The organism is Cupriavidus sp. R6-3, from assembly GCF_059772245.1.
The window spans coordinates 1-24,325 of record NZ_JCBAJO010000050.1 but is presented as its reverse complement, the minus strand read 5'-3'; the positions used below and the strand labels follow the sequence as shown (position 1 = coordinate 24,325).

Here is a 24,325-nt window from a genome sequence, read left to right as displayed (position 1 = left end):
GAAGCGGACATTGCTGCGCGTATACTCGTGAGCGCAATAGACGCGGGTCGCGTCGGGCAGCGCGGCCAGCTTGTCCAGCGACGCCAGCATCTGCGCCGGCGTCCCCTCGAACAGCCGCCCGCAGCCGCTGGCGAACATCGTGTCCCCGCAGAACACCACCGGGCCGATGCCGACCAGCTCGCCGGTGTAGGCGATATGTCCCGCGGTATGGCCGGGCACCTCGAGCACCCGCAGCCGCAGCGCCGGCGCCTTCAGCTCGACCTCGTCGCCCTCGCGCACCGCGCGGGTACGATGGCCGATGCGCTCGGCGGCGGGTCCGATCACCGGCACAGGCTCGCCGTCGGGCCCGGCCGGCCAGGCCGCCAGCAGGTCCGCCACCCCGCCCTGGTGATCGCCGTGGTGGTGGGTGATTACAATGGCGCCCAGGACCAGCCCCGCCCGCGCCAGATAGGCCAGCACCGGCGCGGCCTCGCCCGGATCGACCACGGCGGCGGCATGACCGTCGTCGATCGCCCAGATATAGTTATCCTGGAAAGCGGGGATCGGCTCCACCCTCAACATGCGTGCTCCTATGTCCAAGCGTCCGATTATAGATTGGGAAAACTGGCTGGCCTCCCCGCCCGGCCAGTACATGCTGCGCTGGGAGGAAGGCCAGTACGACCGCACCGTGGCCGACATCTTCGGCTATCACGCGATCCAGCTCGGCATGCCGGTGCTGGACACCCTGCGCGAGAACCGCATGCCGTTCGGCGGCCTGGCGCTGGACGCCCGCAGCGGCCCGCACGGCCCGCGCGCCGCGGAGACGGGCAGCGCCCCCGGTGCCCAGGTACTGTGCCGCTTCGACGAGCTGCCCTTCGATACGCAGAGCCTCGACCTGGTCACGCTGCCCCACGTGCTCGAATTCTCCGAGGATCCCCACGAGGTACTGCGCGAGGTCTCGCGCGTACTGATGCCCGAGGGGCGCGTGGTGGTGTCCTGCTTCAATCCGATGAGCCTGTGGGGCGCGCGCCAGGGCCTGAACCGGCTCGGCGCCGATCCCTTCCTGCCGACCGACGCCCAGTCGATCGGCTTCGTTCGCATCAAGGACTGGCTCAAGCTGCTCGGCTTCGATATCATCCGCGGCCGCTTCGGCTGCTATTGTCCGCCCTACCGCACCGACCGCTGGCTGCAGCGCGCCGCGTTCATGGAGAAGGCCGGCGATCGCTGGTGGCCAATCTTCGGCGCGGTCTATATGCTGTCGGCGGTCAAGCGCGTGCGCAACATCCGCCTGGTCGGGCCGGCCTGGAAGACGCCCAAGGCCGCGCTGGCGCCGGTGGCAGCCCCGGTCGCCACGCCCAACGGCACGCACGGCAAGGCGCCCGGCGAAGAGAAGTAACGAAAGTCGGGGCCAGCGCCGCGGCCCCGCCCCGCCCGCTGCCGAGCCCGTGCCGGCCCGGCACTGAATCCAACCTTGTCCGCCCCGGCGGACGCCCGGCCCGCGGCGCCGTCCCGCCGCACCGGTTCCCAACCTTCATCGATGCAAGAAGTCACGATCTATTCCGATGGCGCCTGCAAAGGCAATCCCGGCCCCGGCGGCTGGGGCGCCGTGCTCGTCGCCAATGGCCACGTCAAGGAGCTGTTCGGCGGCGAGGCCAATACCACCAACAACCGGATGGAGCTGACCGCCGTCATCGAGGCGCTGCGCGCGCTGAAGCGGCCGTGCAAGGTGCAGGTCTGGACCGATTCGCAATACGTGCAGAAAGGCATCTCCGAATGGATCCGCGGCTGGAAGGCGCGCGGCTGGAAGACCGCCGAGAAGAAACCCGTCAAGAACGCCGACCTGTGGCAGGCGCTCGACGCCGCTGCCGCCGAGCACGACGTCACCTGGCACTGGGTGCGCGGCCACAACGGCCACCCGGGCAATGAACGGGCCGACGCGCTGGCCAATCGCGGTGTCGCCTCCCTCACCGGCGCCCAGGTTGAGTAGAATGCCCGCCATGCGACAAATCGTACTGGACACCGAAACCACGGGCCTGAACGCCGCCACCGGCGACCGGCTGATCGAAATCGGCTGCGTCGAGCTGGTCAACCGGCGGCTGACCGGACGCAACCTGCATTTCTATATCAACCCGGAGCGCGACATCGACGCCGGCGCGATTGCGGTGCACGGCCTGACGGTCGAATTCCTGGCGGACAAACCCAAGTTCGCCGAGGTCGTCCACGAGATCCGCGATTTCGTCCAGGACGCCGAGCTGATCATCCACAACGCCGCGTTCGACCTGGGCTTCCTCGACATGGAATTCCAGCGGCTCGGCCTGCCGCCGTTCCGCAAGCATGTCGGCAGCGTGATCGATACGCTGCTCGAAGCGCGCCAGATGTTCCCCGGCAAGCGCAACTCGCTCGACGCCCTGTGCGAACGCCTGGGCGTCAGCAACGCGCACCGCACGCTGCACGGCGCGCTGCTGGATGCGGAGCTGCTGGCCGAGGTCTACCTGGCGATGACGCGCGGCCAGAACTCGCTGGTGATCGACATGATGGACGCCAGCGCGGGCGCCGGCCCGGCCGCGGTCGCCACCGCCGACCTGTCCGCGCTGCGCCTGCCGGTGCTGGAGCCGAGCGAGGACGAACTGGCGGCCCACGCCGCGGTGCTCAAGGACCTCGACAAGGCCAGCGGCGGCAAGACGGTATGGCAGGAGGCGCCGCCGCTGGAAGAGGCGGCATGACGCCCTGCCGCCACGGGCTGCAGGTAGGATCGAGGTAGCGCCGCAACGCAAAAAATTCGCCGAAGGGCTTTACAAGATACAAAGGTCCTGACATAATCTCGCTTTCTCTGCTGCACGGCAGTTCAAGCGCAGCGGCAGGGGTGGTTAGCTCAGCGGTAGAGCACTGCCTTCACACGGCAGGGGTCACAGGTTCAATCCCTGTACCACCCACCAGAATACGAAAAGCCAGCCTTGCGCTGGCTTTTCTCATTTCCGGGGTCGGGGCGCACGATCCTGCGATTTCTGCCCCCCTTCTACCCTCTCCCCTGCAATCGGTCCGATGCCGCAATTTGCCATTGCGACCTGGACTCCGATCCTCACTTGACCGATGGGCCACGCAACGAAAGCCGTGGCACCGCGCGGTCCGCAGCGCCCAAATCGCCGGGTTACGGCACCCACCCCGGCAATTCCGCCGCCTGCCGTATCCAGTCGCCTACCTGCTTCTCGTCGATCTCGTCGGCTTCGTAAATGTCGAGATATCGGGTATTCGGGTCCTTCGATTCGCCGGGCGGCAGCGGGCGCAGCGACGATCCCTTGAAAAAGGCCACCTTCACGTATCGCGTGAAGCAATGGAAGCTGAGAAACCAGCCCTGCCCCTCCACGCCATAGAACGGCGAATTCCATTTCACTGCCTTGCGCACGTCCGGCACGGTGCGCACGATCAGCGCGTCGAGTCGTCGCCCGAGGTCGCGCTTCCAGCCGGGCATGGCAGCGATGTAGGCCTGCACCGGGCCATCGCCGTCGCCCTTCGGGATTTGAGGATTGCCGCCTGAGAGCAGGACCGGCTTTCCGTCGGGCGGCGATTTTGCTGCGGGTTTCCCGGCCGCCTTTGCTGTCGGTTTCGCGGCCGGCTTCGCCGCGGCCTTCGCCGTGGTCTTCACCGCGGCCGTCACCTCGGTCTTCACGTCGATTTTCTCCCCGGCCTTCCCCGCTTTCGTGGATGTCTTGTTTGCCATCGTCTTCCCTCCCAGCGCGACGCGCGTCCGGCACTGAACCGGTCCGATCCTAGGTCAAACACCTGGAGCCAACAAGCCAGCCCCGCTCGAAGGTCCTGCGCCCCCCACCAATCGGGAATGGCGGCCACCGCGGCCTGCCTCTAAGATTGCCGCGCCCCGGTGCAATGCCAGGGCGCCATCCCGATAAAAAACAAAGACAACCCTTCGAGAAATCCATGAACAAGACCCTGCTGATTGCCTCCCTGGCACTGGCGCTCGCCGCTTGCGGCGGTGGCGGCGGAGACGATGACGGCCCGGCTCCGCAGCCGGCCACCTCCCCTGCGGAAGGCCTGTACACGGGCAAGACTTCGGCGAACCAGGACATCGCCGGCCTCGTGCTCGACGATGGCACCTACTACATGATCTACACCTCGTTGGCGCCGGTCTCGCTCGGCGTGGTCCAGGGCAAGCTGAATGCCGCCAATGGCAGCTTCACGTCGAACGACGGCAAGGATTTCAGCGTGTCGTCGCGCGGCATCTTCGACGTGGCGGTCAACGGCACCTACGCGACCAAGGGGAACCTGAACGGCACCGTCCGCTATCCGGCAACGGGCCAGACCGCGACCTTTACCAGCACCTACGACAAGAACTACGAACTGACGCCGTCGCTGGCGACGCTGGCCGGCACCTACACCGGTACGTCGGTGATTCCGGAGGGCGGCGAGTCGGCGACCATTACGGTGGCCACTTCGGGCACGATCAGCGGCGCGGGCGCGTCCGGCTGCCGCATCGAAGGCGTGGCCAAGCCGCGCGCGCGTGGCAACGCCTACGACATCACCGTGACGTTCGGTCCGTCGCCGTGCGCCCGCCCGGGGCAGAAGATGAGCGGCGTCGCGTATTACAGCGCGGAAGACCGCGGCCTGATCGCCGCCGGCACGACTTCGGACCGGTCGGCGGGCGTGCTGTTTGTGGGTACGCGATAACGGGTAGAGGCACGCGCAGCAGGGCCATGCCGCCGCGCCCCAGGCGGCATGGCGCATCGCGTTGGCGTGGGCGGCCACGGTGTATCCCAAGCGGGCTTAGCGGGTCTGCTGCTGACGAAAGGCCCCTTCCAGCAATCCCAGCATGCGGCGCGCCGCTTCGGTCAGCACGCGCCCCTTCCTGACGATGACGCGCGTCTTCGCCGCCTCGAGCGCCGTATTGCCGCTCCGGATAGCCACCAGCTCTCCGCGCGCGAGTTCCTCGGCCACGGCGCTGCTGGACAGAAAAGTCACGCCGAGTCGTTTCATCACGAAACGCTTGAGCAAGGCAATCGAGCCGGAAGTGAATGCCGGATCCAGCGCAATGCCCTCGGCGAACTCGCCCAGGCGAATCAACTGATGCAGTCCGAATCCGGGTGCCATGATGGCAACCGGATAATCAGCGGCCTCGCGCAGCGTGGGCGTGCCGTCGTGTTTCGTCAGCGGATGGCCGGGCCAGGTCACGATACAGACCGGCTGGCTGCATTCGCCAACGACTTCGATGTCTGCCTGTGCGGGCGCGTTCATCACCACGCCGATATGCGCCTCGTCCGTGGCGATCCTGGCCACGGCATCGGCCGCACTGGCCAGTTCGACGGCGACCTGCACCCCGGGGTATTGCCTGCAGAAGACGTCGATCACGCCATTCATCAGCAGGTCCACATATCCCTCGCCCACCAGCAGCCGCAGCGTGCCGCGCCGCAAGCCCGCCAGTTCGTCGATGCGCTCGCGCAGGGCCTCTTCGCTGGCGAGCCGGTTGCGGCAGTGCTCGAGCACCAGGGCCGCGGCATCGGTCGGCACGATGCCCCTGCCCTTGCGCTCGAACAAGGCCACGCCGAGCTCCTGCTCCAGTTGCTGGATCTGCCGGCTCACCACGGACGGTTCGACGTTGAGCCGGTCCGCCGCGCCGCGCACCGACCCGCAGGTCGCCGCCTCGTAGAAATATCCCAGCCGCTTGTCGCCCAGCTTGACCATGCCGATCTCCCGATTCCCTCCATCGTTGACCTCAAGACAACGATATTCGCCGAAATCATACATTGATCGAACAAAGGTCGGCGGCCAGTATTGCACTCCTGATCGGGCAACTCAGAACAGGAGCAACCAACCATGTCGACAGCGGACCTCTGCCAGGTCGAACACCTGACGGCACAGGCCGGGGCGTTGGCCGATATCCGGCGACGCATTCACCAGCACCCCGAACTGGCCTACGCCGAACACGCGACCGCTTCGCTGGTCGCGCAATTGCTGACCGAATGGGGCTATGAAGTGGCGACCGGCATTGCCGGCACGGGGGTGGTCGCCAGCCTGAAGGCCGGCACCAGCGACCGGAGCATCGGCATCCGCGCCGACATGGATGCGCTGCCGATCCAGGAGGCCACGGGCCTGCCCTACGCAAGCCGGACTGCCGGCGTCATGCACGCGTGCGGACACGATGGCCACACGGCGATCCTGCTCGGCGCGGCCCAGTACCTGGCCCAGCACCGTGGCTTCGACGGCACGGTCCGCCTCTACTTCCAGCCCGCCGAAGAAGCTGGGGTCGGCAGCGGTGCGCAACGGATGATCGCCGAAGGCCTGTTCGAACGGTTTCCCTGCGATGCCGTATTCGGCCTGCACAACCATCCCGGCCAGCCGGCCGGCAGGTTCCTCTTTCGCAGCGGGCCGTTCATGGCTTCGGGCGACAAAGTCACCGTCACCGTCATCGGCAAGGGCAGTCATGCGGCGCGGCCGCACCTGAGCGTGGATCCCATCGTGGTGGCGTCGAGCATCGTCATGGCCTTGCAGACGATCGTGTCCCGCAACGTCGATCCTGCTGCGGCAGCGGTGGTCACGGTCGGCGTGCTGCAGGCGGGCACCGCGAACAACGTGATTCCCGCGTCGGCGACGCTCGAGCTCAGCGTCCGTGCATTCGACCCCAAGGTGCGGGAACGGCTGCGGGCGCGCATCGAAGCGCTGGTCCAGGCGCAGGCGCAGAGCTATGGCGCCACCGCCGAAATCGACTACGTCCTCGGCTATCCGGTGGTCGTCAACACAGAGCGCGAGACCGCCTTCGCCATCGAGGTGGCCCGCGAACTGGTCGGCAGCGATAACGTGGATCCCCACTTCGAACCGGTCATGGCGAGCGAGGACTTTGCCTTCCTGTTGCAGCAACGGCCGGGATGTTTCCTTCGGCTCGGCAACGGCGTCGGCGATGGCATTGGCGAAGGCGGCTGCATGGTGCATAACCCGCGCTATGACTTCAATGACGCGACGCTGCCGATTGGCGCGGCATTCTGGGCCCGGCTGGTTCAGCGCTATCTGGCGGCCCCGCTCTCTCCCACTCTCTCTCTTCCGAAGATCGACGTATGAAGTCCACTGCCCGTATCGTCCTGACCGCGCTGGCGCTGACTGCCCCGCTGATCGCCACCGCCGAGCCCGCCTATCCCTCCAAACCCGTCAAGATCGTGGTCGGCTATGCGCCGGGCGGTTCCGCCGATGCCGCTGCGCGGCTGCTGGCGAACCAGCTGTCGGTCCGGATGCGACAACCGTTCGTCGTGGAGAATCGCCCCGGCGCCGCGAGCAGCATTGCGGCGAGCGGCGTGGCGCGCTCGGCCCCGGATGGCTACACGCTGTTCCTCGGCTCGAATGCCAATGCCATCAACGCGACGCTGTACAGGAAGCTGCCGTTCGACATCCGCAAGGACTTTGCCCCCGTCGCGCTGGTTACCAGCTTTCCCAACGTGATGGTGGTCAATCCTGCGCTGCCGGTGAAGACCGTGGGCGAGTTCATCGCCTATGCCAAGGCACATCCGGGCACGGTCAACTTCGCGTCGTCCGGAATCGGCTCGTCCACGCACCTGTCGGCGGAAATGTTCAAGTCGATGGCGGGCATCAAGATGGAGCACATCCAGTACAAGGGCAGCGCTCCGGCGCTGACCGACCTGATGGCGGGGCAGGTGCAGGTGATGTTCGACAATGCGCCGTCGGTACTGCCGTTCATTCGCAGCGGCAAACTGCGCGCTCTCGCGGTGACGAGCGCGCAGCCGCAGCCGTTCGCGCCGCAGTTGCCGACGATCGCGGGCGCCGGGCTGCCCGGCTTCGAAGTGAAATCGTGGTATGGCCTGTTCGCGCCTGCCGACACGCCGCCGGCCGTCGTGCAGGCGCTGAATCAGCAGGTCAATGCCGCCTTGCAGGACCGGTCGATGCGCGACCAGCTGGCCACGCTCGGTGCCAGTCCGGAGGGCGGCACGCCGGAAGCCATGCGAAAGCATGTCGAGCAGGAAGTCACGAAGTGGGCCGCCGTCATCCGGCAGTCCGGCGCGACGGCAGAGTAGAAGGCCGTTGCGCGAAACGGGCCGTTGCACGAAACGGGCCGTTGCACGAAACGGGCCGTCACGCGGAAAGCGGGCCCTCAGCCGGGGCCGCGCCCGCGGCGGGCTTGCACTACGCCCCAGCGGCCGCCGGCGCGCCTACCGCTACCCTGCCGGTCACCTGATCGATGGCCCCGATCACCTCCGGCACGTCCGGCACCACGCCTTCATTGCCGATGGACACCGCCCGGCCGGGCTCCGAAATGCCGAAGTGCTCGCGCGACGTCGCGGTGAACAGCATCACCGACGGCTTGCCCAGTGCATGGGCGAGGTGGACGAAGCCGGTGTCGGTGCCGATCACCAGGTCCGCGGCGGCGACGCGCTGCGCGCATTCGGTGATCGTCATCTTCGGCAGTACCTCGGCGTCCGGGATGCCGCGCGCCAGCACTTCGGATTGCTGCTTTTCCGCCGGCGAGCCCCAGGGCAGTTGCACGCGGTACCCGCGGGCGGTCAGTTCGCGGCCGACCGCGATCCAGCGTTCGGGCGGCCATTTCTTGATCTCGAGCGAGGTCGCGTGGAACAGCATCGCGCGCGGTACGCCGTCGGTATTGAGCGGCGCGGCCGGAGCCGGGATGCGCAGTTCGTAGTGTTCCTTCGGGTCGAGTTCGTAGCCAAGCGCCTTGGCGGCGACCAGGCGCATCTTGTGGCGGGCGGTGGCGTCGCCGTGCGGCGCGAAGATGTCGGTGTAGAACATCTCGGCGCGGGCTTCGCCCAGGTGTTTGGCGGCGTAGCCGAAGCGGCGGCGCGTGCGGGCCAACCAGCCGACGATGGCACTCTTGTAGACGCCATGCACGTCCAGCACCACGTCGTACTTTTCACGGCGCAGTTCGCGCACCGCGGCGAGGATCGCGCGCAGGTCCTTCCATTGCTTCGACTTCTTGTAGCCGCGCAGCGGGGGCGAAATCACGCGGTCGACGCCGACCGTCCAGCGGGGAATATCGGCGCAGGAGGCGTCGGCGACCCAGTCGATCTTGGCCTCGGGATAGGCGTGCCGCAGATCCCAGATCAGCGGCAGCGTGTGTGCCATATCGCCGAGGGAGGTGATCTTGATAACCAGGATGCGCTTCATGGGTGCAGGAACGGGCCTTCGCCGCGGGGCTGAGTTTTGCGAAGGCCGTAGTATGCACCAGAGGCTGGCGGGTCAACGTTTCGGGACGTAACGGGGAAATTGGACCGGGGGGAAGGCGAGCGGCTGCCCTCTCCCCCGGCCCCTCTCCCGCGGGCGGGAGAGGGGAGAACGACATCGGCAAGACCGGGCCGAACCGGCCAGGCCAACCAGGTCAGGCCCAGCCCACCCAGGCCGAGCCCGCCCAAACCAGCTAGCCCGGCCCGCCACCCAGGCAGCCAGACGAATCCGACGAGACAGTCCGGCCAGACGAGCCGAGGGGCCCGTCCGGCGCCATCTCACCGCACCTTGCCCTCCTTCCAGGCCTGCAGCAGCTTCTCATAGGCGATCGTCTCGCCCTTCGGCTTCTCGTTGGCCAGCTTCTTCCACGGCGCGTGCTCGTCCGACAGCCACTTGGCCGCATCGCCCTTGGGGTTGAGCTTCGGCGCGCAGGTCGCCATGCCCGCGCGCTGCAGCCGCGCCATCACCTGATCCATCTCCTCGGCCAGGCTGTCCATCGCGGCCTGCGGGGTCTTCTCGCCGGTCACCGCCGTGGCAACGTTCTTCCACCACAGCTGCGCGAGCTTCGGATAGTCGGGGACGTTGGTGCCGGTCGGCGTCCACGCCACGCGTGCCGGGCTGCGGTAGAACTCGATCAGCCCGCCATACTTGGCCGCGTTCTTGGTCAGGTACTCGTGGTTGATGTCGCTGTCGCGGATGAACGTCAGCCCGGTCAGCGACTTCTTCAGCGACACGGTCTTCGAGGTCACGAACTGGGCGTAGAGCCACGCGCCGGCCAGGCGGTTCGGATCGGTCTTCTTGAAGAAGGTCCACGAGCCCACGTCCTGGTAGCCGTTCTGCATGCCCTGCTTCCAGTACGGGCCATACGGCGACGGCGCCATGCGCCACTTCGGCGAGCCGTCCGCGTTGACCACCGGCAGCCCCTTCTTGGTCATGTCGGCGGTGAAGGCGGTGTACCAGAAGATCTGCTGCGCGACCTGCCCCTGCGCCGGCACCGGGCCGGCCTCGGAGAAGGTCATGCCCATCGCCTGCGGCGGCGCGTACTTCTTCATCCAGTCGACGTACTTGGTCAGCGCGTAGACCGCCGCCGGGCTGTTGGTGGCGCCGCCGCGCGCGACCGAGGCGCCGACCGGCGTGCACTTGTCCGCGGCCACGCGGATGCCCCACTCGTCGACCGGCATGCCGTTGGGCAGTCCCTTGTCGGCGGTGCCGGCCATCGACAGCCACGCATCGGTAAAGCGCCAGCCCAGCGACGGATCCTTCTTGCCATAGTCCATATGGCCGTAGACCTTCTTGCCGTCGATCTCCTTGACGTCGTTGGTGAAGAAGTTGGCGATGTCCTCGTAGGCGGACCAGTTGGTCGGCACGCCAAGGTCATAGCCGTACTTGGCCTTGAACTTCTCCTGCAAGTCCTTGCGCGCGAACCAGTCGGCGCGGAACCAGTAGAGGTTGGCGAACTGCTGGTCCGGCAGCTGATACAGCTTGCCGTCCGGCGCGGTGGTGAACTTGGTGCCGATAAAGTCCTTGATGTCGAGGTCCGGATTGGTGAATTCCTTGCCGGCGCCGTTCATGTAGTCGGTCAGCGGCAGGATCGCGCCATAGCGATAGTGCGTGCCGATCAGGTCCGAATCGGAGATCCAGCCGTCGTAGATTGACTTGCCCGACTGCATCGATGTCTGCAGCTTCTCGACCACGTCGCCTTCCTGGATCAGGTCGTGATTGACCTTGATGCTCGTGATCTCCTCGAAGGCGCGCGCCAGCGTCTTGGCCTCGTACTCGTGCGTGGTGATGGTCTCGGACACCACGTTGACCTGCGTCACGCCCTTGGCCTTGAGCTTGGCGGCCGCGTCGATGAACCACTTCATCTCGGCCAGCTGCTTGTCCTTGGCCAGCGACGACGGCTGGAATTCGTTGTCGATCCACTTCTTCGCCTCGGCCTCTCCCGCCCAGGCGGCATGGCCGCAGGCGAGCGCGGCGGCCACCGCCACCAGCTTCACCGCAAGCCTTGCCCGTTGCTTCAGCGCTGTCATCGATGTCTCCTCGAATGGTCCTTCCCGCTAGCGTTGCGGGTCGCGGCCGGGGAAGGATTGAGCCGCGCTACCTGCGAATACCAACCAAAATCACCCAAATCACCCAAATCACCCAAATCACCCAAGCACCCAATGCACCTCTGAACCTCGGCAATACAAGCCGGACATCCGCCCGGAAAACCCGCCCGCGGGCTCACCCCTTGCGCATCACCAGCGCCAGCACCGCCATCGACACCACAAAGCTGATCCACACCGACGGCTCCTCCGGCAGCGAGAACCAGTTCATCATCGCCTCGCCGAGGCCCACCCATGCAAGGTTGATCCACGCCGCGCACATCAGGCCGATGAACAGCCGGTCGCCGCGCGTGGTGGCGATCGGTAGCCAGCCCTTGCGCAGGCGCGTCGGCGAGCGCAGCTCCCAGATCGTCATGCCGATCAGCATCAGCACCACGCAGACGAAGAACACCGCGACCGGCGTGGTCCACACCATCCAGCCGAACATGGCCGTCGTTTCCATCGCCACCCCCGCTCAGACGCGGCCCATCGCGAAGCCCTTCGCGATGTAGTGCCGCACGAACCAGATCACGATGCCGCCGGGCACGATGGTCAGCACGCCCGCCGCGGCCAGCACGCCCCAGTCCATGCCCGACGCGGACACCGTGCGTGTCATCGTCGCCACGATCGGCTTGGCGTCGACCGAGGTCAGCGTGCGCGCCAGCAGCAGCTCGACCCAGCTGAACATGAAGCAGAAGAACGCCGCGACGCCGACGCCGGCCTTGATCAGCGGCAGGAAGATCGTCAGGAAGAAGCGCGGGAACGAATAGCCGTCGACATAGGCGGTCTCGTCGATCTCGCGCGGCACGCCGGACATGAAGCCCTCCAGGATCCACACCGCCAGCGGCACGTTGAACACCAGGTGGGCGAGCGCGACGCCAAGGTGCGTGTCCATCAGCCCGACGCTGGTATAGAGCTGGAAGAACGGCAGCAGGAACACCGCCGGCGGCGTCATCCGGTTGGTCAGCAGCCAGAAGAACACGTGCTTGTCGCCGATGAACTGGTAGCGCGAGAACGCATACGCGGCGGGCAGCGCCACGGTGACCGAAATCACGGTGTTCAGCGCGACATAGATCAGCGAGTTGATATAACCCGAGTACCAGGACGAATCGGTGAAGATGGTGCGGTAGTGCTCCAGCGTGAACTGCGCCGGCCACAGCGACAGCGTCGACAGGATCTCGTCGTTGGTCTTGAACGACATGTTGAGCATCCAGTAGATCGGCAGGATCGCAAAGAGCAGATAGACCAGCAGGAAGGCGGCGCGCCACCAGCCGCCGCGCGAGGCCGGGTCATGCATCGGGGAACCTCCTCCGCGACGGTGCCCGCGCGCTGCATCCAGTTGTAGAGCACGAAACACAGCAGCAGGATGATCAGGAAATAGACGATCGAGAACGCCGCGGCCGGGCCGAGGTCGAACTGCCCCACCGCCTTCTGCGTCAGGTATTGCGACAGGAAGGTGGTGGCGTTGCCGGGGCCGCCGCCGGCCAGCACGAAGGGCTCGGTGTAGATCATGAAGCTGTCCATGAAGCGCAGCAGCACCGCGATCATCAGCACGCCGCGCAGCTTGGGCAGCTGGATATGGCGGAATACCGCCCAGCGCGAGGCGCCGTCGATCTGCGCGGCCTGGTAGTAGGCGTCGGGAATCGCGCGCAGGCCGGCGTAGCACAGCAGCCCGACCAGCGGCGTCCAGTGCCAGACGTCCATCACCAGCACCGTCAGCCACGCGTCCAGCGCGTTGCCGGTGTAGTTGTAGTCGAAGCCCAGCCCCGCCAGCGCGGCGCCGAGCAGGCCGATGTCGGTGCGGCCGAAGATCTGCCAGATGGTGCCGACCACGTTCCACGGAATCAGCAGCGACAGCGCCACGATCACCAGCACGGCCGACGCCTTCCAGCCGCGCGCCGGCATCGACAGCGCCAGCAGGATGCCCAGCGGAATCTCGACCAGCAGCACCGCCAGCGAGAACCCCAGCTGCCGCAGCAGCGCGTCGTGCAGTTCGCCGTCGCGCAGCACCGCGCGGAACCATTCGGTGCCGACGAACACGCGCCGCTCCGGCGAGATGATGTCCTGCACCGAGTAGTTGACGATGGTCATCAGGGGCAGGATCGCCGAGAACGCGACGCAGACGACCACCGGCAACACCAGCAGCCACGCCTTCTGGTTGATCGGCTTCATCGGACCAGCTCCTCGTCGACGTAATAGCAGGTATGGCGGTGGAAGACCGAGAACCACGCGGTCTCGCCGGGCCGCAGCGCGGCGGCCTCGTCGCCGAGCCGGGCGCGCAGCAGCGGGGAACCATCGGCGCCAACGATGCCATTGGTGCCAACGATGCCATCGGTTCCCTCGACGCCTGCGCCGCCAGCGTGGTCCTGCAGCCGCGCGGCCGCGATCCAGTAGGTGCCGATGTCCTGCGTGCGCTCGATCACCGCGGGCACCGCCTGTTCGTCGTCGGGCCGGGCGAGGCGCAGGTATTCGGGCCGCACGCCGATCTTGAACGCGCCGGCCGCCTGCAGCCGCTGCGCGATGGCCTCGTCCGCCGGCGGCGCATAGCGTCGTCCGGCCAGTTCGATCCAGCCGTCGCGCCAGCACGCCGGCAGGAAGTTCATGCCGGGCGAGCCGATGAAATGCCCCACGAACGTATGCGCGGGCCGCTCGAACAGCGCGTCCGCGGTGCCGACCTGCACCGCCTTGCCGCGCGACATCACCACCACCTGGTCGGCGAAGGTCAGCGCCTCGGTCTGGTCGTGCGTGACGTAGATCAGCGTCAGATGGAATTCGCGGTGGATCTGCTTGAGCTTGCGCCGCAGCTGCCATTTGAGGTGCGGGTCGATCACCGTCAACGGCTCGTCGAACAGGATGGCGGCGACATCGTGCCGCACCAGCCCGCGCCCCAGCGAGATCTTCTGCTTGGCATCGGCCGACAGCCCGCTGGCCTGGCGGTCGAGCACGGCCGACAGGTCCAGCATCTCGGCCACCTGCCCCACCCGCTCGCGCACCTGTGCCGCCGGCACGCCGCGGTTGCGCAGCGGGAAGGCCAGGTTCTGCCCGACGGTCATGGTGTCGTAGATCACCGGGAACTGGAACACCTGCGCGATATTGCGCGCCTGCGGCGAGTCGCCAGTGACGTCGCGCCCGTCGAACGACACGGTGCCCTGCGACGGCCGCAGCAGTCCCGAGATGCAATTCAGCAGCGTGGTCTTGCCGCAGCCCGACGGCCCGAGCAACGCATAGGCGCCGCCGTCGTCGAAAGTAAAGCGCAGCGGCAGCAGCGCATAGTCCTCGTCGCTGCGCGGATTGGGCCCGTAGGCGTGGGCCAGGTCCAGGTCGATGCGGGCCATGGCCTCAGTTCCCCTGCCCGTTGCCGCGCCGCAGATGCTGGCGGCGCGGTGCGCGAACGCAGCGGCCCTGCGCATCGAACAGATAGAGCTGGGACGGATCGAGGCGCAGCGTCACCGTCTCGCCGAGCGCCAGTTCCAGCACGCCGGGCACCTGTGCCACCAGGTTGCCGACCGCGGTGTCGACGTGCACGAAGGTATCGGAGCCGGACAGCTCGGCCAGCGCGACGCGGCCCGGCAGCGGCACGCCTTCGCGCGCGCGAGGCACGCCGACGGCGAGCTCGTCGTGCCGGTCGGAGACGCCATCGAGCCACAGCGTGCCGGCGCGCACGCCGACGGTGACCGGCCCGGCATAGCCTTGCAGCGCATCGCCGGCACGATCGGCGGGGCCGCCGACGGCGCCGTTGCCGCTAATGGCGCTGCTGATGGCGCCGTCATCGGGCCGCAGCGCCACCTCGATGCCGTCCGGCAGATGCACGGCGCCGTCGCGCCATTCGCCCGCGATCAGGTTCATCGGCGGATCGCTGAACGCGCGCGCTACGCGCAGCGAGTCGGGATAGTGGAAGACCTCGGCCGTCGGCCCGTATTGCAGCAGCTCGCCGGCATCGAGCACCGCGGTATGGCCGCCGAGCAGCAGCGCCTCGGCCGGCTCGGTGGTCGCGTAGATCACGGTGGCGTCGCCCTGCGCGAACAACTGGGCCAGTTCCTCCCGCAGTTCCTCGCGCAGCTTGTAGTCGAGGTTGACCAGCGGCTCGTCCAGCAGCATCAGCGGCGCGCCCTTGGCCAGCGCCCGCGCCAGCGCAACGCGTTGCTGCTGGCCGCCGGACAGCTCGGCGGGATGGCGCTCGAGCAGATGGTCGATATGCAGCCGCGCGGCCAGTGCGCGCACCTGCCGGTCGATCTCCGCGGCGCCGCGCAGCCGCAGCGGCGAGGCGATGTTGTCGAACACGGTCAGCGACGGGTAATTGATGAACTGCTGGTAGACCATCGACACATTGCGCTGGCGTACCGGCATGCCGGTCACGTCTGCGTCGTCGACCAGCACGCGCCCCGCGCTGGGGCGGTCGAGCCCGGCCATCACCCGCATCAGCGACGTCTTGCCGGCCTGCGTCGCCCCGAGCAGGATCGTCACCGCGCCCGGGACCGGCGCCAGCGACATCGGATAGAGATGGACCTGCGAACCTGCCTGCTGCGCGATGCCTTCCAGTCTGAGCTGCATCCGGTCTCCGTCAGGGTTCTGCTGCCCGGCGCGCGGCATCATTCGGCCCGAAGGAAGGTCGCGGGATCAGCGGACACAGAACGGGACGCAAAAGGGAACACCGGCGCGCATCGATTGCTTGCCTGCTCGTTTTAGTAAAGAAGCGAACAAAAAACAATAGTGCAATGCGTCATTTGTTTTCGTTTTTGTTTGAACTAGAATCCCGGCATGACGCTCAATCCCCGCCAGACCGCTCTTCTGGAAGAAGTCCGCAGCCAGGGTTTCGCCTCCATCGAAGAGCTAGCACGCAAGTTCGGCGTGACCCTGCAAACGGTCCGGCGCGACGTCAATCTGCTGGCGGAGAACGGCATGCTGGCGCGCTTTCACGGCGGCGTGCGGATGGATGGCTCGACCACCGAGAACATCGCCTATCGCCAGCGCCAGTCGCTCAATGCCGAAGGCAAGGCGCGCATTGCGCGCGCGGTGGCCGCCGCGGTGCCCGAGGGCTGTTCGCTGATCCTGAACATCGGCACCACGGTCGAGGAGATCGCCCGCGCGCTGGTGCATCACCGCGGCCTGCGCGTGATCACCAACAACCTGCACGTCGCCAATATCCTGGCCGACAACCAGGACTGCGAGGTCATCGTCGCGGGCGGCGTGCTGCGTTCGCGCGACCGCGGCATCGTCGGCGAGGCCACGGTCGAGTTCATCGGCCAGTTCAAGGTCGATATCGGGCTGATCGGCATCTCGGGGATCGAGGCCGACGGCACGCTGCGCGATTTCGATTTCCGCGAGGTCAAGGTCGCGCGCACGATCATCGAGCATTCGCGCGAGGTCTGGCTGGCCGCGGACGCGAGCAAATTCAACCGGCAGGCGATGGTCGAGCTGGCGCACCTGTCGCAGATCGACCGGCTCTTCACCGACGAGCCCTTGCGGGCGCCGTTCGAGCAGATCGTTGCGGACAGCGGGGTGAAGTGTGTGGTGGCGGGGGAATAAGGCCGGAGCCCGGCCTGCGCCCTGCCCCTCTTCCGCTCGGGGGAGAGGGGCAGGGCCGTGCTTACTTGAAGACGACCGTCTTGTGCCCGTTCAGCAGGATGCGATGTTCCGCATGCCACTTGACCGCGCGGGCCAGCGCCACGCACTCGACGTCGCGGCCGACCGCGGTCAGCTGGTCCGGGTCCATGCTGTGGTCCACGCGCTCGATCTCCTGCTCGATGATCGGGCCCTCGTCGAGGTCGGCGGTCACGTAGTGGGCCGTCGCGCCGATCAGCTTGACCCCGCGATCATGCGCCTGGTAGTAAGGCTTGGCGCCCTTGAAGCTGGGCAGGAAGGAGTGGTGGATATTGATCGCGCGGCCCTCGAGCTTGCGGCACAGGTCGTTCGACAGCACCTGCATGTAGCGCGCCAGCACGACCAGGTCGATCTTCTGGTCCTGCACCACCTCGAACACCTTGGCCTCCTGCGCCGCCTTCTGTTCGGCCGATGCGTTCATCAGCGGCAGATGGAAGAACGGAATGTCGTAGGACGCGGCCAGCTGGTAGAAATCGCGGTGGTTCGACACGATCGCGGCGATCTCGACCGGCAGCTGCCCGCTCTTGGCGCGGAACAGCAGGTCGTTCAGGCAATGGCCGATGCGCGACACCATGATCATCACGCGCGGCTTGATCGCGGCATCGAACAGCTCCCACTGCATCGAGAACTGCTCGCCGACCGGCGCGAACGCGCTCTTGAGCGTGCCCAGCTCCGGACCGCCCGGGGCCGCGGTGAAATGCACGCGCATGAAGAAGCGGCCGGTGTACTCGTCACCGTACTGGTCCGAATCGACGATATTGCAGCCGTGCTGGAACAGCAGTCCCGAAACGGCGTGCACGATGCCCGGCTGATCGGGGCACGAAATGGTCAGAATAAAGCCTGGATTGCTCATCGTTGGTGTTCTCTGGAGGGGGCGCGTCCGGCGGGCCGGCCGCCTTGCAGGGCCTCGTACGGGGTCCGGTACGGCGAGCTCGCGCTAGGCGGCGAAGCCCGGTACCGGCGGCGCCCAGCCGCGCCGGCGCAGCGCACAGAGCGTCACCAGCGTGGCATCGAGCGTCATCGCGCCATCCGCCATGATAGCAAGGGCGGCGTCCGGCCCCACCAGCCGGTGCTCGGCGACCTCGCCGTCGCGGTTGTGCGGCACGAAGTCGGCCGGCAGTTCCAGGTCGTACAGATAGACCGTTTCCCACTGCACGCCCTCGTCGATTTCGCGCAGCACCTGCACCTCGCCATGGGCCTGCGCCTGGGCCGCGAGCCACGGCGCAATGCCCGATTCCTCGTCGCATTCGCGCACCAGCGTAGCCAGCGGGTCGCTGCCGTGGGGCATGCCGCCGGCGACCAGGTTGTCCCACATGCCGGGATCGACCGCCTTGCTCTCGCTTCGCCGGGCGATCCACAGCGCGCGCTGCCCGGCCACGATGCCGTTCATGTGCGAGGCGAAGGTCAGCAGCCCGAAATAGCGCGCGGCGGCGCGTTCGATCGTCGCGAAGGCCGGGTGAGCAAGCGCCGGCGTGACGGCGAACGGCTCGTCGCGCCAGCCGCGCAGCAGGTTATGCGCGGCCAGCCGGCGGGCCAGCCTGGCCAGTGCCGCGCTGCGGGCCTCGAAGCCCTGCACGTCCGGCAACAACGCGACCGCGTCCGCGCTCTCGGCGCCCAGCACGGCGAAGTCGATGCCCTCCGCTCCTTCGAGCTCGCGCAGCGTCCGCGCATGCCGGCGCGGCAGCCAGCCGACCTGCCGGCCCTCCACGGTCAGCCGCAGATGCTGCGCGGGATCGAAGCGCGAGCGCGCGGCGAGGTTGGCCGCGAGCCTGGTGGCGAGGTCCGCGGCGACGTCGGCGGCAATGTGTTGGGCAAGGTCGAGGGAATCGGACATCGGCATATTGGCGCCCGGCAAGGGCGTTCTCCGTACGGGTCCCGGTACGAAACCACGGAATCATTGAAATCGAAATCAGCAGGATGGCAGCCATGACCGACAGCACGACGCCAGCGCGCGGCGAATACATCCTGGCGCTCGACCAGGGCACCAGCAGTTCGCGGGCAATCCTGTTCGATCATGCCGGCAATGTGGTGCGGATCGCCCAGCGCGAGTTCCGGCAATATTATCCGCAGCCCGGCCATGTCGAGCACGATCCCTACGAGATCTGGCAATCGCAGCTGGCGGTCGCGCACGAGGTGCTGAACGGCGCCGGCGTGTCGGCCGGCCAGATCCGCGCAATCGGCATCACCAACCAGCGCGAGACCGCGGTGCTGTGGGACCGCCGCACCGGCGAGCCGGTCGGCCGCGCACTGGTCTGGCAGGACCGCCGCACCGCGCCGATGTGCGAAGCGCTGCAGCGGGACGGCCATGGCGAGCGCTTCCGCGCGAAGACCGGCCTGGTCATCGACGCCTATTTCTCCGGCACCAAGCTGCGCTGGATGCTCGACCACTACGACGGCGCGCGCGAGCGCGCGGCACGCGGCGAGCTGGCCTTCGGCACCGTCGACAGCTGGCTGATCTGGCAGCTGACCGATGGCGCGCGCCATGTCACCGACGTCTCCAACGCGTCGCGCACGATGCTGTTCAACATCCACGAATTCCGCTGGGACGACGAACTGCTGGCGCTGCTCGACATTCCGCGCAGCCTGCTGCCCGACGTGGTGCCGTCCAGCGGCGAGGTCGCGCGTACCTCGCAACGCGTGTTCGGCGCCGAACTGCCGATCGCCGGCATCGCGGGCGACCAGCAGGCGGCCACGTTCGGGCAGGCCTGCCTGTCGCCCGGCATGGCCAAGAACACCTATGGCACCGGCTGCTTCCTGCTGATGAACACCGGCTCGGCGCCGGTGGTCTCGCAGAACCGGCTGCTGACGACGATCGGCTGGCAGCTTGGCGCGGGCTCCGGCGGCACGGCACAAAGCACGGCGCAAGGCACGACACAAGGCTCGGCGCAAGCCAGCACCCAATACTGCCTCGAAGGCGGTGTCTTCATGGGCGGCGCGACGATCCAGTGGCTGCGCGACGGCCTGCAGATCATCCAGAGCGCACCCGAGGTCGAGCCGCTGGCGCGGCAATGCGACGACACCGGCGGCGTGGTGCTGGTCCCCGCCTTCGCCGGCCTCGGCGCGCCGCACTGGGACGCGTTTGCGCGCGGCACGCTGATCGGCATCACGCGCGGCACGGGTCGTCCGCAGATCGCGCGCGCCGCGCTCGAGGCGATCGCGCTGCAAAGCGTCGACGTGCTGGACGCCATGCAGAAGGACGCCGGCATCGCGCTGGCCGAGCTGCGCGTCGATGGCGGCGCCTCGCGCAGCGACCTGCTGATGCAGATGCAGGCCGATCTGCTGGGCACCGCGGTCGTGCGTCCGCGCGTCACCGAAACCACCGCGCTGGGCGCGGCCTATCTGGCGGGCCTTGCCTGCGGCTTCTGGCGCGACCAGCAGGAACTGGCCAGCCAATGGCAGATCGAACAGCATTTCGAGCCGCGGCTGTCGGCCGATGCACGCGAGAGCCAGCTCGCGCGCTGGCATCGCGCGGTGGAGCGGGCGCGGGACTGGGCGCGGGACGATGCGGCATCGGCCAGTGCCTCGCCGGCCGGCTGAACGTGTTGCCTGAAAGCGCTGATAACCGTCAATCACCGCCAATCACCACCAATAACCACCGGTAACCGACCTTCTCCGACGACCCGCCGACGATCCGCCGACGCGCCGAAGAACCGCCACCACCGATCCGATTCGCACCGCTCTTCCTTGCCATGCAGACACCCAACCCTACCCTGCCCCCGGATCGCGCGGCGCTGCTCGCCACGCTGGAGCGCGAGCGCCGCTGGGACGTGATCGTGATCGGCGGCGGCGCAACCGGGCTCGGCACCGCCGTCGATGCCGCCGCGCGCGGCTATCGCACGCTGCTGCTGGAGGCCGCCGACTTCGCCAAGGGCACCTCTAGCAAGGCCACCAAGCTCGTACACGGCGGCGTGCGCTACCTGGCCCAGGGCAATATCGGGCTGGTGCGCGAGGCCCTGCACGAGCGCGGCATGCTGGCGCGCAACGCGCCGCATCTGGTGTGGCCGCTCGGCTTCGTGGTGCCCGCCTATCAGCTGTTCGACCAGCCCTTCTACGGCATCGGCCTGAAGGTCTACGACATGCTGGCCGGCAGCCGCAACCTGATGGACAGCCGCTGGCTGAACCACCAGGAGGCGCTGGCCGCGGCGCCGACGCTGGCCGAGCATGTCGGCGGCCGCCCGCTGCGCGGCGCGAACCTGTATTTCGACGGGCAGTTCGACGACGCACGCCTGGCGATCGCCCTGATGCGCACGCTGTTCGATCTGGGCGGCATCGCGCTGAACTATGCCCGCGTGAGCGGGCTCGTGATGCAGGCCGGCGTGGTCGGCGGCGTTACCGTGCGCGACGAGCTCGGCGACGCCGAACTGACGCTGCATGCCGAGTGCGTGATCAATGCCACCGGCGTCTGGGTCGACGCGGTGCGGCGCATGGAGGACGAGCGCACGCAGATGATGGTGGCGCCCAGCCAGGGCGTGCACCTGACGCTGCCGCGCAGCTTCCTGCCGGGCGATCGCGCGATCCTGGTGCCCAAGACCGACGACGGCCGCGTGCTGTTCCTGGTGCCCTGGAACGGCCACACGATCGTCGGCACGACCGACACGCCGCGCCGCGACCTGCCGCTGGAGCCGCGCGCCGAGGACGACGACGTCGACTTCATCCTCGAGACGGCGGCGCGCTATCTGTCGCGCGACCCCACTCGCGCCGATGTCACCAGTGTCTGGGCCGGACTGCGCCCGCTGGTCAAGGCGACCGGCGAAAGCTCGACCGCCTCGCTGTCGCGCGAACACACCATCGTGGTATCGAAAGCGGGCCTGATCACGGTGACCGGCGGCAAATGGACCACCTATCGCAAGATGGCCGAGGACGTGGTGGACACCGCGATTCGCCGCCAGATGCTGCGCGCCGCGCCCTGCGTGACCGCCGACCTGCCGCTGCATGGCGCCGGCGCGTGGGCCGGCCAGCAGGCCAACCTGAACGCGCCGGACCGCTACTATGGCGGCGACCTCGGTCTGCTGCGCAGCCTGCCGGGCGCGGACAACGTGATCGCGCCGGAATCGGGCCTGACCGAAGCGCATGTCCGCTTCGCCGCGCGCTACGAATTGGCGCGCAAGGTCGAGGACGTGGTGGCGCGCCGCAACCGGCTGCTGTTCCTCGATGCCCGCGCCGCCGAGGCCGCGGCCCCCCGCGTGGCCGCGATCCTCGCGCAAGAGCTGGGCCACGATGCCGCCTGGCAGCAGGCGGAGATCGACAGTCTGCGCAGCCTCGCGGCAAGCTACCGGCTCGATGGCGGCGCGGGACGTTGAGCGGGACGTTGCGCTTCATGTGCCGGCGCCCCTTCATCGATTGCCTTTTACCGCTTCGCTGCAGGAACCAACCGATATGGCCATGCCCTTCCCCCGTCCGTCCTTTTCCCTTCGCCGCGCCGCGCTGATGCCCTGCGCCGCGCTGATTGCGGCGGTCTCCTTCACCGCGCCGGCACAGGCCCGCCCCGGCATCGATGGCGTACGCTTCGACCCGCCGGTCACCGTGCGCTACCGCTGCGACGGCGGCAAACAGCTGACCGCACGCTATTTCAACAGCCCCGACAACCAGATCGCGATCCTGTGGCTCGACGGCAAGCCGCTGCTGTTCGTCACCGTGCTGAGCGCGTCCGGCGCGCGCTATGCGCATGGCCAGCATGTCTGGTGGACCAGGGGCGACGACGCGATGCTGCAGGACATCACGCAGGGCGAAAACGCGCCTCCCGTCTACGCGAATTGCCACGCGCAGCGATAAGCGCGCCGCGCCAGACGCGCGGAGGGTGGGCGCGGCCATGGTGTCCGAGCGATAATGCGGGTCATCGAATCAGGGAGAACACCATGGACGAGATAGACGATCTGTCCGATCTGCCGATGCCCCGCTTCATCTGGGGCTTCGCCATCGCCACCGGCAAGGGGGGCGAAGTGATGCACGACGAATTCGAGTATCTGACGCATACCCGCAGCCCGCGCTTCACCTGCCGCGTGGTGGAGCTCGAGGACATGCCCACCGAGAGCGACGAGTCCGGCATCGACGGCCGCATCGTCCACTACGACGATCCCGCACGCCTGTTCTACATCACCGATGCCGGCATGGCGCTGGTCAATTTCGAGCTGTTCGACAAGCTGCCCGACCGCCAGAAGCTGAAGAAGGTCTGCGACGAGGCCATCCGCAACTGGATGATCCGCCGCGACTTCCTCGACAGCGAGGATGACGAGGATTGAGCCGCAAACCCGCCGAAAACGGGCCGCAAGGGGCACAGACAGTCGGACACCCGGTCGGCCCAGTCCTACAAACCTAGCGGAGGGGTCCCGACAGTAGGCCCCGCCCCCGCTCCCTATAGTGAAGCCATGGAGTTCACGACAAGGAGCGAAACCATGCCTTATATCCTCGCCTGGTTGCTGGGTGTACCGGCCTTCGTGCTGGTCCTGATCTGGCTGTTCGCGCACTGATCCGCGGACGTGGCCGGCGGCCTCCGCGACCGTCTCGCCGTCGGCCACGCCCCATGTGGCAACGATCCAACGTCCGCCCGCAAGGCGGACGTTTTTATTGCGCGCCGCCATCCCGCCGCAGCGGTCGTCCAAACACATTGGTGTAGACTCCGCCGGACAAGGCGCATCGTATTGCCACAGAGCGCCGCCCCCGCCGCTGCTATCGAGGGGAACATGGCCAGACGGACGCTACACGGGCGTTCATCGTTTATTTGGCATTGATGACGAGGATCTGACCGCCGCCACGCCGCGCCGACGTGGCGCCATGCTGACCCCGGCATGCCTTCTGGCCGCGCTGGCCTTGCCGCCGGCGCACTCCCAACCCGCTTCCCCCGCTACGGCAATCGAAGGCCCGAACAGCAACGGAGGCGCCGCCACGTCCGCCGCCAGCGCCCCGGCCGCAACAGCTGCGCCGGCCGGCACGCCGACGCGCCGCCAGACGCTGACGGTCGCCGAGATGGGCGCCTATGGCCCGATCGCACTGCGCGGACTCGACCCCGAACGCGTGCTCAATGTCGGCATCCGTGCGGACGAGGTCGTCACCAGCGCCACGCTGCGGCTGCACTACACGTATTCGCCCTCGCTGATCTATCCGCTGTCGCATCTGAAGGTCAAGCTCAACGACGAGGTCGTCGCCACGCTGCCGCTCGAAGCGAATCGCGCGGGCCAGCAGGTCACGCGCGAGATTGCGCTGGAGCCGCGGCTGTTTACCGACTTCAATCGCCTGGCGATCGAATTCATCGGCCACTACACCGCGGACCACTGCGAGGACGCCGCGCATTCGGCGCTGTGGACCGATATCAGCGCCAACAGCACGCTGACGTTGACCACCGCCGCGCTGCGGCTGCCGGACAACCTCGCGCTGCTGCCGCTGCCCTTCTTCGATCGCCGCGACAATCGCCGCGTCACCGTGCCGTTCGTGCTCGCCGAGAACGCCGACATGGCGACGCTGCGCGCGGCCGGCGT

General features: G+C 67.6%; 23 protein-coding genes, 1 tRNA gene and 1 pseudogene. 13 read left to right on the top strand and 12 right to left on the bottom strand.

What is annotated here, in order from left to right; all coding sequences use genetic code 11:
• The coding region (gene gloB, locus AC6EI8_RS11150; RefSeq protein ID WP_498381939.1) for a hydroxyacylglutathione hydrolase at positions 1-561 on the bottom strand (561 nt) is incomplete at its 3' end.
• 10 nt (positions 562-571) lie between these two features.
• Here gloB and AC6EI8_RS11145 point away from each other — a divergent pair.
• The 4 genes from AC6EI8_RS11145 to AC6EI8_RS11130 all read left to right on the top strand — a co-directional run bounded on the left by AC6EI8_RS11145 (position 572) and on the right by AC6EI8_RS11130 (position 2,915).
• Complete coding sequence (locus AC6EI8_RS11145; RefSeq protein WP_149319819.1) at positions 572-1,375, top strand: class I SAM-dependent methyltransferase; 804 nt, start codon at positions 572-574, stop codon at positions 1,373-1,375.
• A gap of 141 nt (positions 1,376-1,516) precedes the next feature.
• A complete protein-coding gene (rnhA, locus tag AC6EI8_RS11140; protein WP_149319818.1) occupies positions 1,517-1,966 on the top strand; it encodes a ribonuclease HI in 450 nt (149 codons plus the stop codon).
• A 10-nt stretch (positions 1,967-1,976) separates the two neighbouring features.
• Complete coding sequence (gene dnaQ / locus AC6EI8_RS11135) at positions 1,977-2,702, top strand: DNA polymerase III subunit epsilon (RefSeq protein WP_149319817.1); 726 nt, start codon at positions 1,977-1,979, stop codon at positions 2,700-2,702.
• A 138-nt stretch (positions 2,703-2,840) separates the two neighbouring features.
• Positions 2,841-2,915, top strand: a tRNA-Val gene (locus tag AC6EI8_RS11130).
• Positions 2,916-3,127: 212 nt separating this feature from the next.
• Here AC6EI8_RS11130 and AC6EI8_RS11125 read toward each other — a convergent pair.
• Complete coding sequence (locus tag AC6EI8_RS11125; RefSeq protein WP_370639534.1) at positions 3,128-3,697, bottom strand: DUF1801 domain-containing protein; 570 nt, start codon at positions 3,695-3,697, stop codon at positions 3,128-3,130.
• 215 nt (positions 3,698-3,912) lie between these two features.
• On the opposite strand from AC6EI8_RS11125, the gene AC6EI8_RS11120 reads away from it, so the two are divergent.
• A complete protein-coding gene (locus AC6EI8_RS11120) occupies positions 3,913-4,659 on the top strand; it encodes a hypothetical protein (protein WP_149319799.1) in 747 nt (248 codons plus the stop codon).
• Between the two features lie 96 nt (positions 4,660-4,755).
• Here the strand turns inward: AC6EI8_RS11120 and AC6EI8_RS11115 are convergent, their stop codons facing one another.
• Complete coding sequence (locus AC6EI8_RS11115) at positions 4,756-5,670, bottom strand: LysR family transcriptional regulator (protein WP_226107614.1); 915 nt, start codon at positions 5,668-5,670, stop codon at positions 4,756-4,758.
• A gap of 132 nt (positions 5,671-5,802) precedes the next feature.
• On the opposite strand from AC6EI8_RS11115, the gene AC6EI8_RS11110 reads away from it, so the two are divergent.
• Both AC6EI8_RS11110 and AC6EI8_RS11105 read left to right on the top strand, forming a co-directional pair.
• Positions 5,803-7,041, top strand: a complete 1,239-nt coding sequence (locus AC6EI8_RS11110; protein WP_498381938.1) for a M20 aminoacylase family protein — start codon at positions 5,803-5,805, stop codon at positions 7,039-7,041.
• On the top strand, positions 7,038-8,006 hold the full coding sequence (locus tag AC6EI8_RS11105; protein WP_498381937.1) for a tripartite tricarboxylate transporter substrate binding protein: 969 nt from the start codon (positions 7,038-7,040) through the stop codon (positions 8,004-8,006). The genes AC6EI8_RS11110 and AC6EI8_RS11105 overlap by 4 nt, the downstream gene beginning before the upstream one ends.
• A gap of 109 nt (positions 8,007-8,115) precedes the next feature.
• On the opposite strand, the gene waaC is transcribed toward AC6EI8_RS11105, so the two are convergent.
• From waaC to AC6EI8_RS11070, 7 genes and pseudogenes are all read right to left on the bottom strand, one after another.
• Positions 8,116-9,111: a lipopolysaccharide heptosyltransferase I gene (waaC, locus tag AC6EI8_RS11100; RefSeq protein ID WP_498381936.1), complete on the bottom strand. Its 996-nt coding sequence runs from the start codon at positions 9,109-9,111 to the stop codon at positions 8,116-8,118.
• A 335-nt stretch (positions 9,112-9,446) separates the two neighbouring features.
• Complete coding sequence (locus tag AC6EI8_RS11095) at positions 9,447-11,198, bottom strand: ABC transporter substrate-binding protein (RefSeq protein WP_498381935.1); 1,752 nt, start codon at positions 11,196-11,198, stop codon at positions 9,447-9,449.
• Positions 11,199-11,391: 193 nt separating this feature from the next.
• On the bottom strand, positions 11,392-11,700 hold the full coding sequence (locus tag AC6EI8_RS11090) for a DUF2160 domain-containing protein (RefSeq protein WP_006576489.1): 309 nt from the start codon (positions 11,698-11,700) through the stop codon (positions 11,392-11,394).
• Between the two features lie 27 nt (positions 11,701-11,727).
• Positions 11,728-12,549 (bottom strand): carbohydrate ABC transporter permease, encoded by an 822-nt coding sequence (locus tag AC6EI8_RS11085; RefSeq protein ID WP_149319796.1) that lies wholly within the window; start codon positions 12,547-12,549, stop codon positions 11,728-11,730.
• An 8-nt stretch (positions 12,550-12,557) separates the two neighbouring features.
• A pseudogene (locus AC6EI8_RS11080) lies at positions 12,558-13,424 on the bottom strand (carbohydrate ABC transporter permease); the annotation flags it as partial.
• Positions 13,421-14,587 (bottom strand): ABC transporter ATP-binding protein, encoded by a 1,167-nt coding sequence (locus AC6EI8_RS11075; RefSeq protein ID WP_498381934.1) that lies wholly within the window; start codon positions 14,585-14,587, stop codon positions 13,421-13,423. The pseudogene AC6EI8_RS11080 and the gene AC6EI8_RS11075, both read right to left, overlap by 4 nt.
• Before the next feature lie 4 nt (positions 14,588-14,591).
• Positions 14,592-15,803, bottom strand: a complete 1,212-nt coding sequence (locus tag AC6EI8_RS11070) for an ABC transporter ATP-binding protein (protein ID WP_150082662.1) — start codon at positions 15,801-15,803, stop codon at positions 14,592-14,594.
• A gap of 207 nt (positions 15,804-16,010) precedes the next feature.
• On the opposite strand from AC6EI8_RS11070, the gene AC6EI8_RS11065 reads away from it, so the two are divergent.
• The gene (locus AC6EI8_RS11065; protein WP_498381933.1) at positions 16,011-16,778 is read left to right on the top strand and encodes a DeoR/GlpR family DNA-binding transcription regulator; all 768 of its coding nucleotides are present in this window, start codon (positions 16,011-16,013) and stop codon (positions 16,776-16,778) included.
• 61 nt (positions 16,779-16,839) lie between these two features.
• On the opposite strand, the gene purU is transcribed toward AC6EI8_RS11065, so the two are convergent.
• Together purU and AC6EI8_RS11055 are read right to left on the bottom strand one after the other, a co-directional pair.
• Positions 16,840-17,706: a formyltetrahydrofolate deformylase gene (gene purU / locus AC6EI8_RS11060; protein WP_149319792.1), complete on the bottom strand. Its 867-nt coding sequence runs from the start codon at positions 17,704-17,706 to the stop codon at positions 16,840-16,842.
• A gap of 84 nt (positions 17,707-17,790) precedes the next feature.
• On the bottom strand, positions 17,791-18,687 hold the full coding sequence (locus AC6EI8_RS11055; protein ID WP_498381932.1) for an NUDIX hydrolase: 897 nt from the start codon (positions 18,685-18,687) through the stop codon (positions 17,791-17,793).
• Positions 18,688-18,779: 92 nt separating this feature from the next.
• On the opposite strand from AC6EI8_RS11055, the gene glpK reads away from it, so the two are divergent.
• From glpK to AC6EI8_RS11030, 5 genes are all read left to right on the top strand, one after another.
• Positions 18,780-20,390, top strand: a complete 1,611-nt coding sequence (gene glpK, locus AC6EI8_RS11050; protein ID WP_498381931.1) for a glycerol kinase GlpK — start codon at positions 18,780-18,782, stop codon at positions 20,388-20,390.
• 152 nt (positions 20,391-20,542) lie between these two features.
• Entirely contained in the window at positions 20,543-22,153 is a 1,611-nt protein-coding gene (locus AC6EI8_RS11045) for a glycerol-3-phosphate dehydrogenase/oxidase (RefSeq protein WP_498381930.1), read from the top strand.
• A gap of 82 nt (positions 22,154-22,235) precedes the next feature.
• Positions 22,236-22,625 (top strand): MliC family protein, encoded by a 390-nt coding sequence (locus AC6EI8_RS11040; protein ID WP_498381929.1) that lies wholly within the window; start codon positions 22,236-22,238, stop codon positions 22,623-22,625.
• 83 nt (positions 22,626-22,708) lie between these two features.
• Positions 22,709-23,092 carry a hypothetical protein gene (locus tag AC6EI8_RS11035; RefSeq protein ID WP_053822121.1) on the top strand — a complete coding sequence of 128 codons (384 nt, stop codon included), beginning with the start codon at positions 22,709-22,711 and terminating at the stop codon, positions 23,090-23,092.
• A 532-nt stretch (positions 23,093-23,624) separates the two neighbouring features.
• On the top strand, positions 23,625-24,325 hold a 701-nt coding region (locus tag AC6EI8_RS11030; RefSeq protein WP_498381928.1), incomplete at its 3' end, for a cellulose biosynthesis cyclic di-GMP-binding regulatory protein BcsB.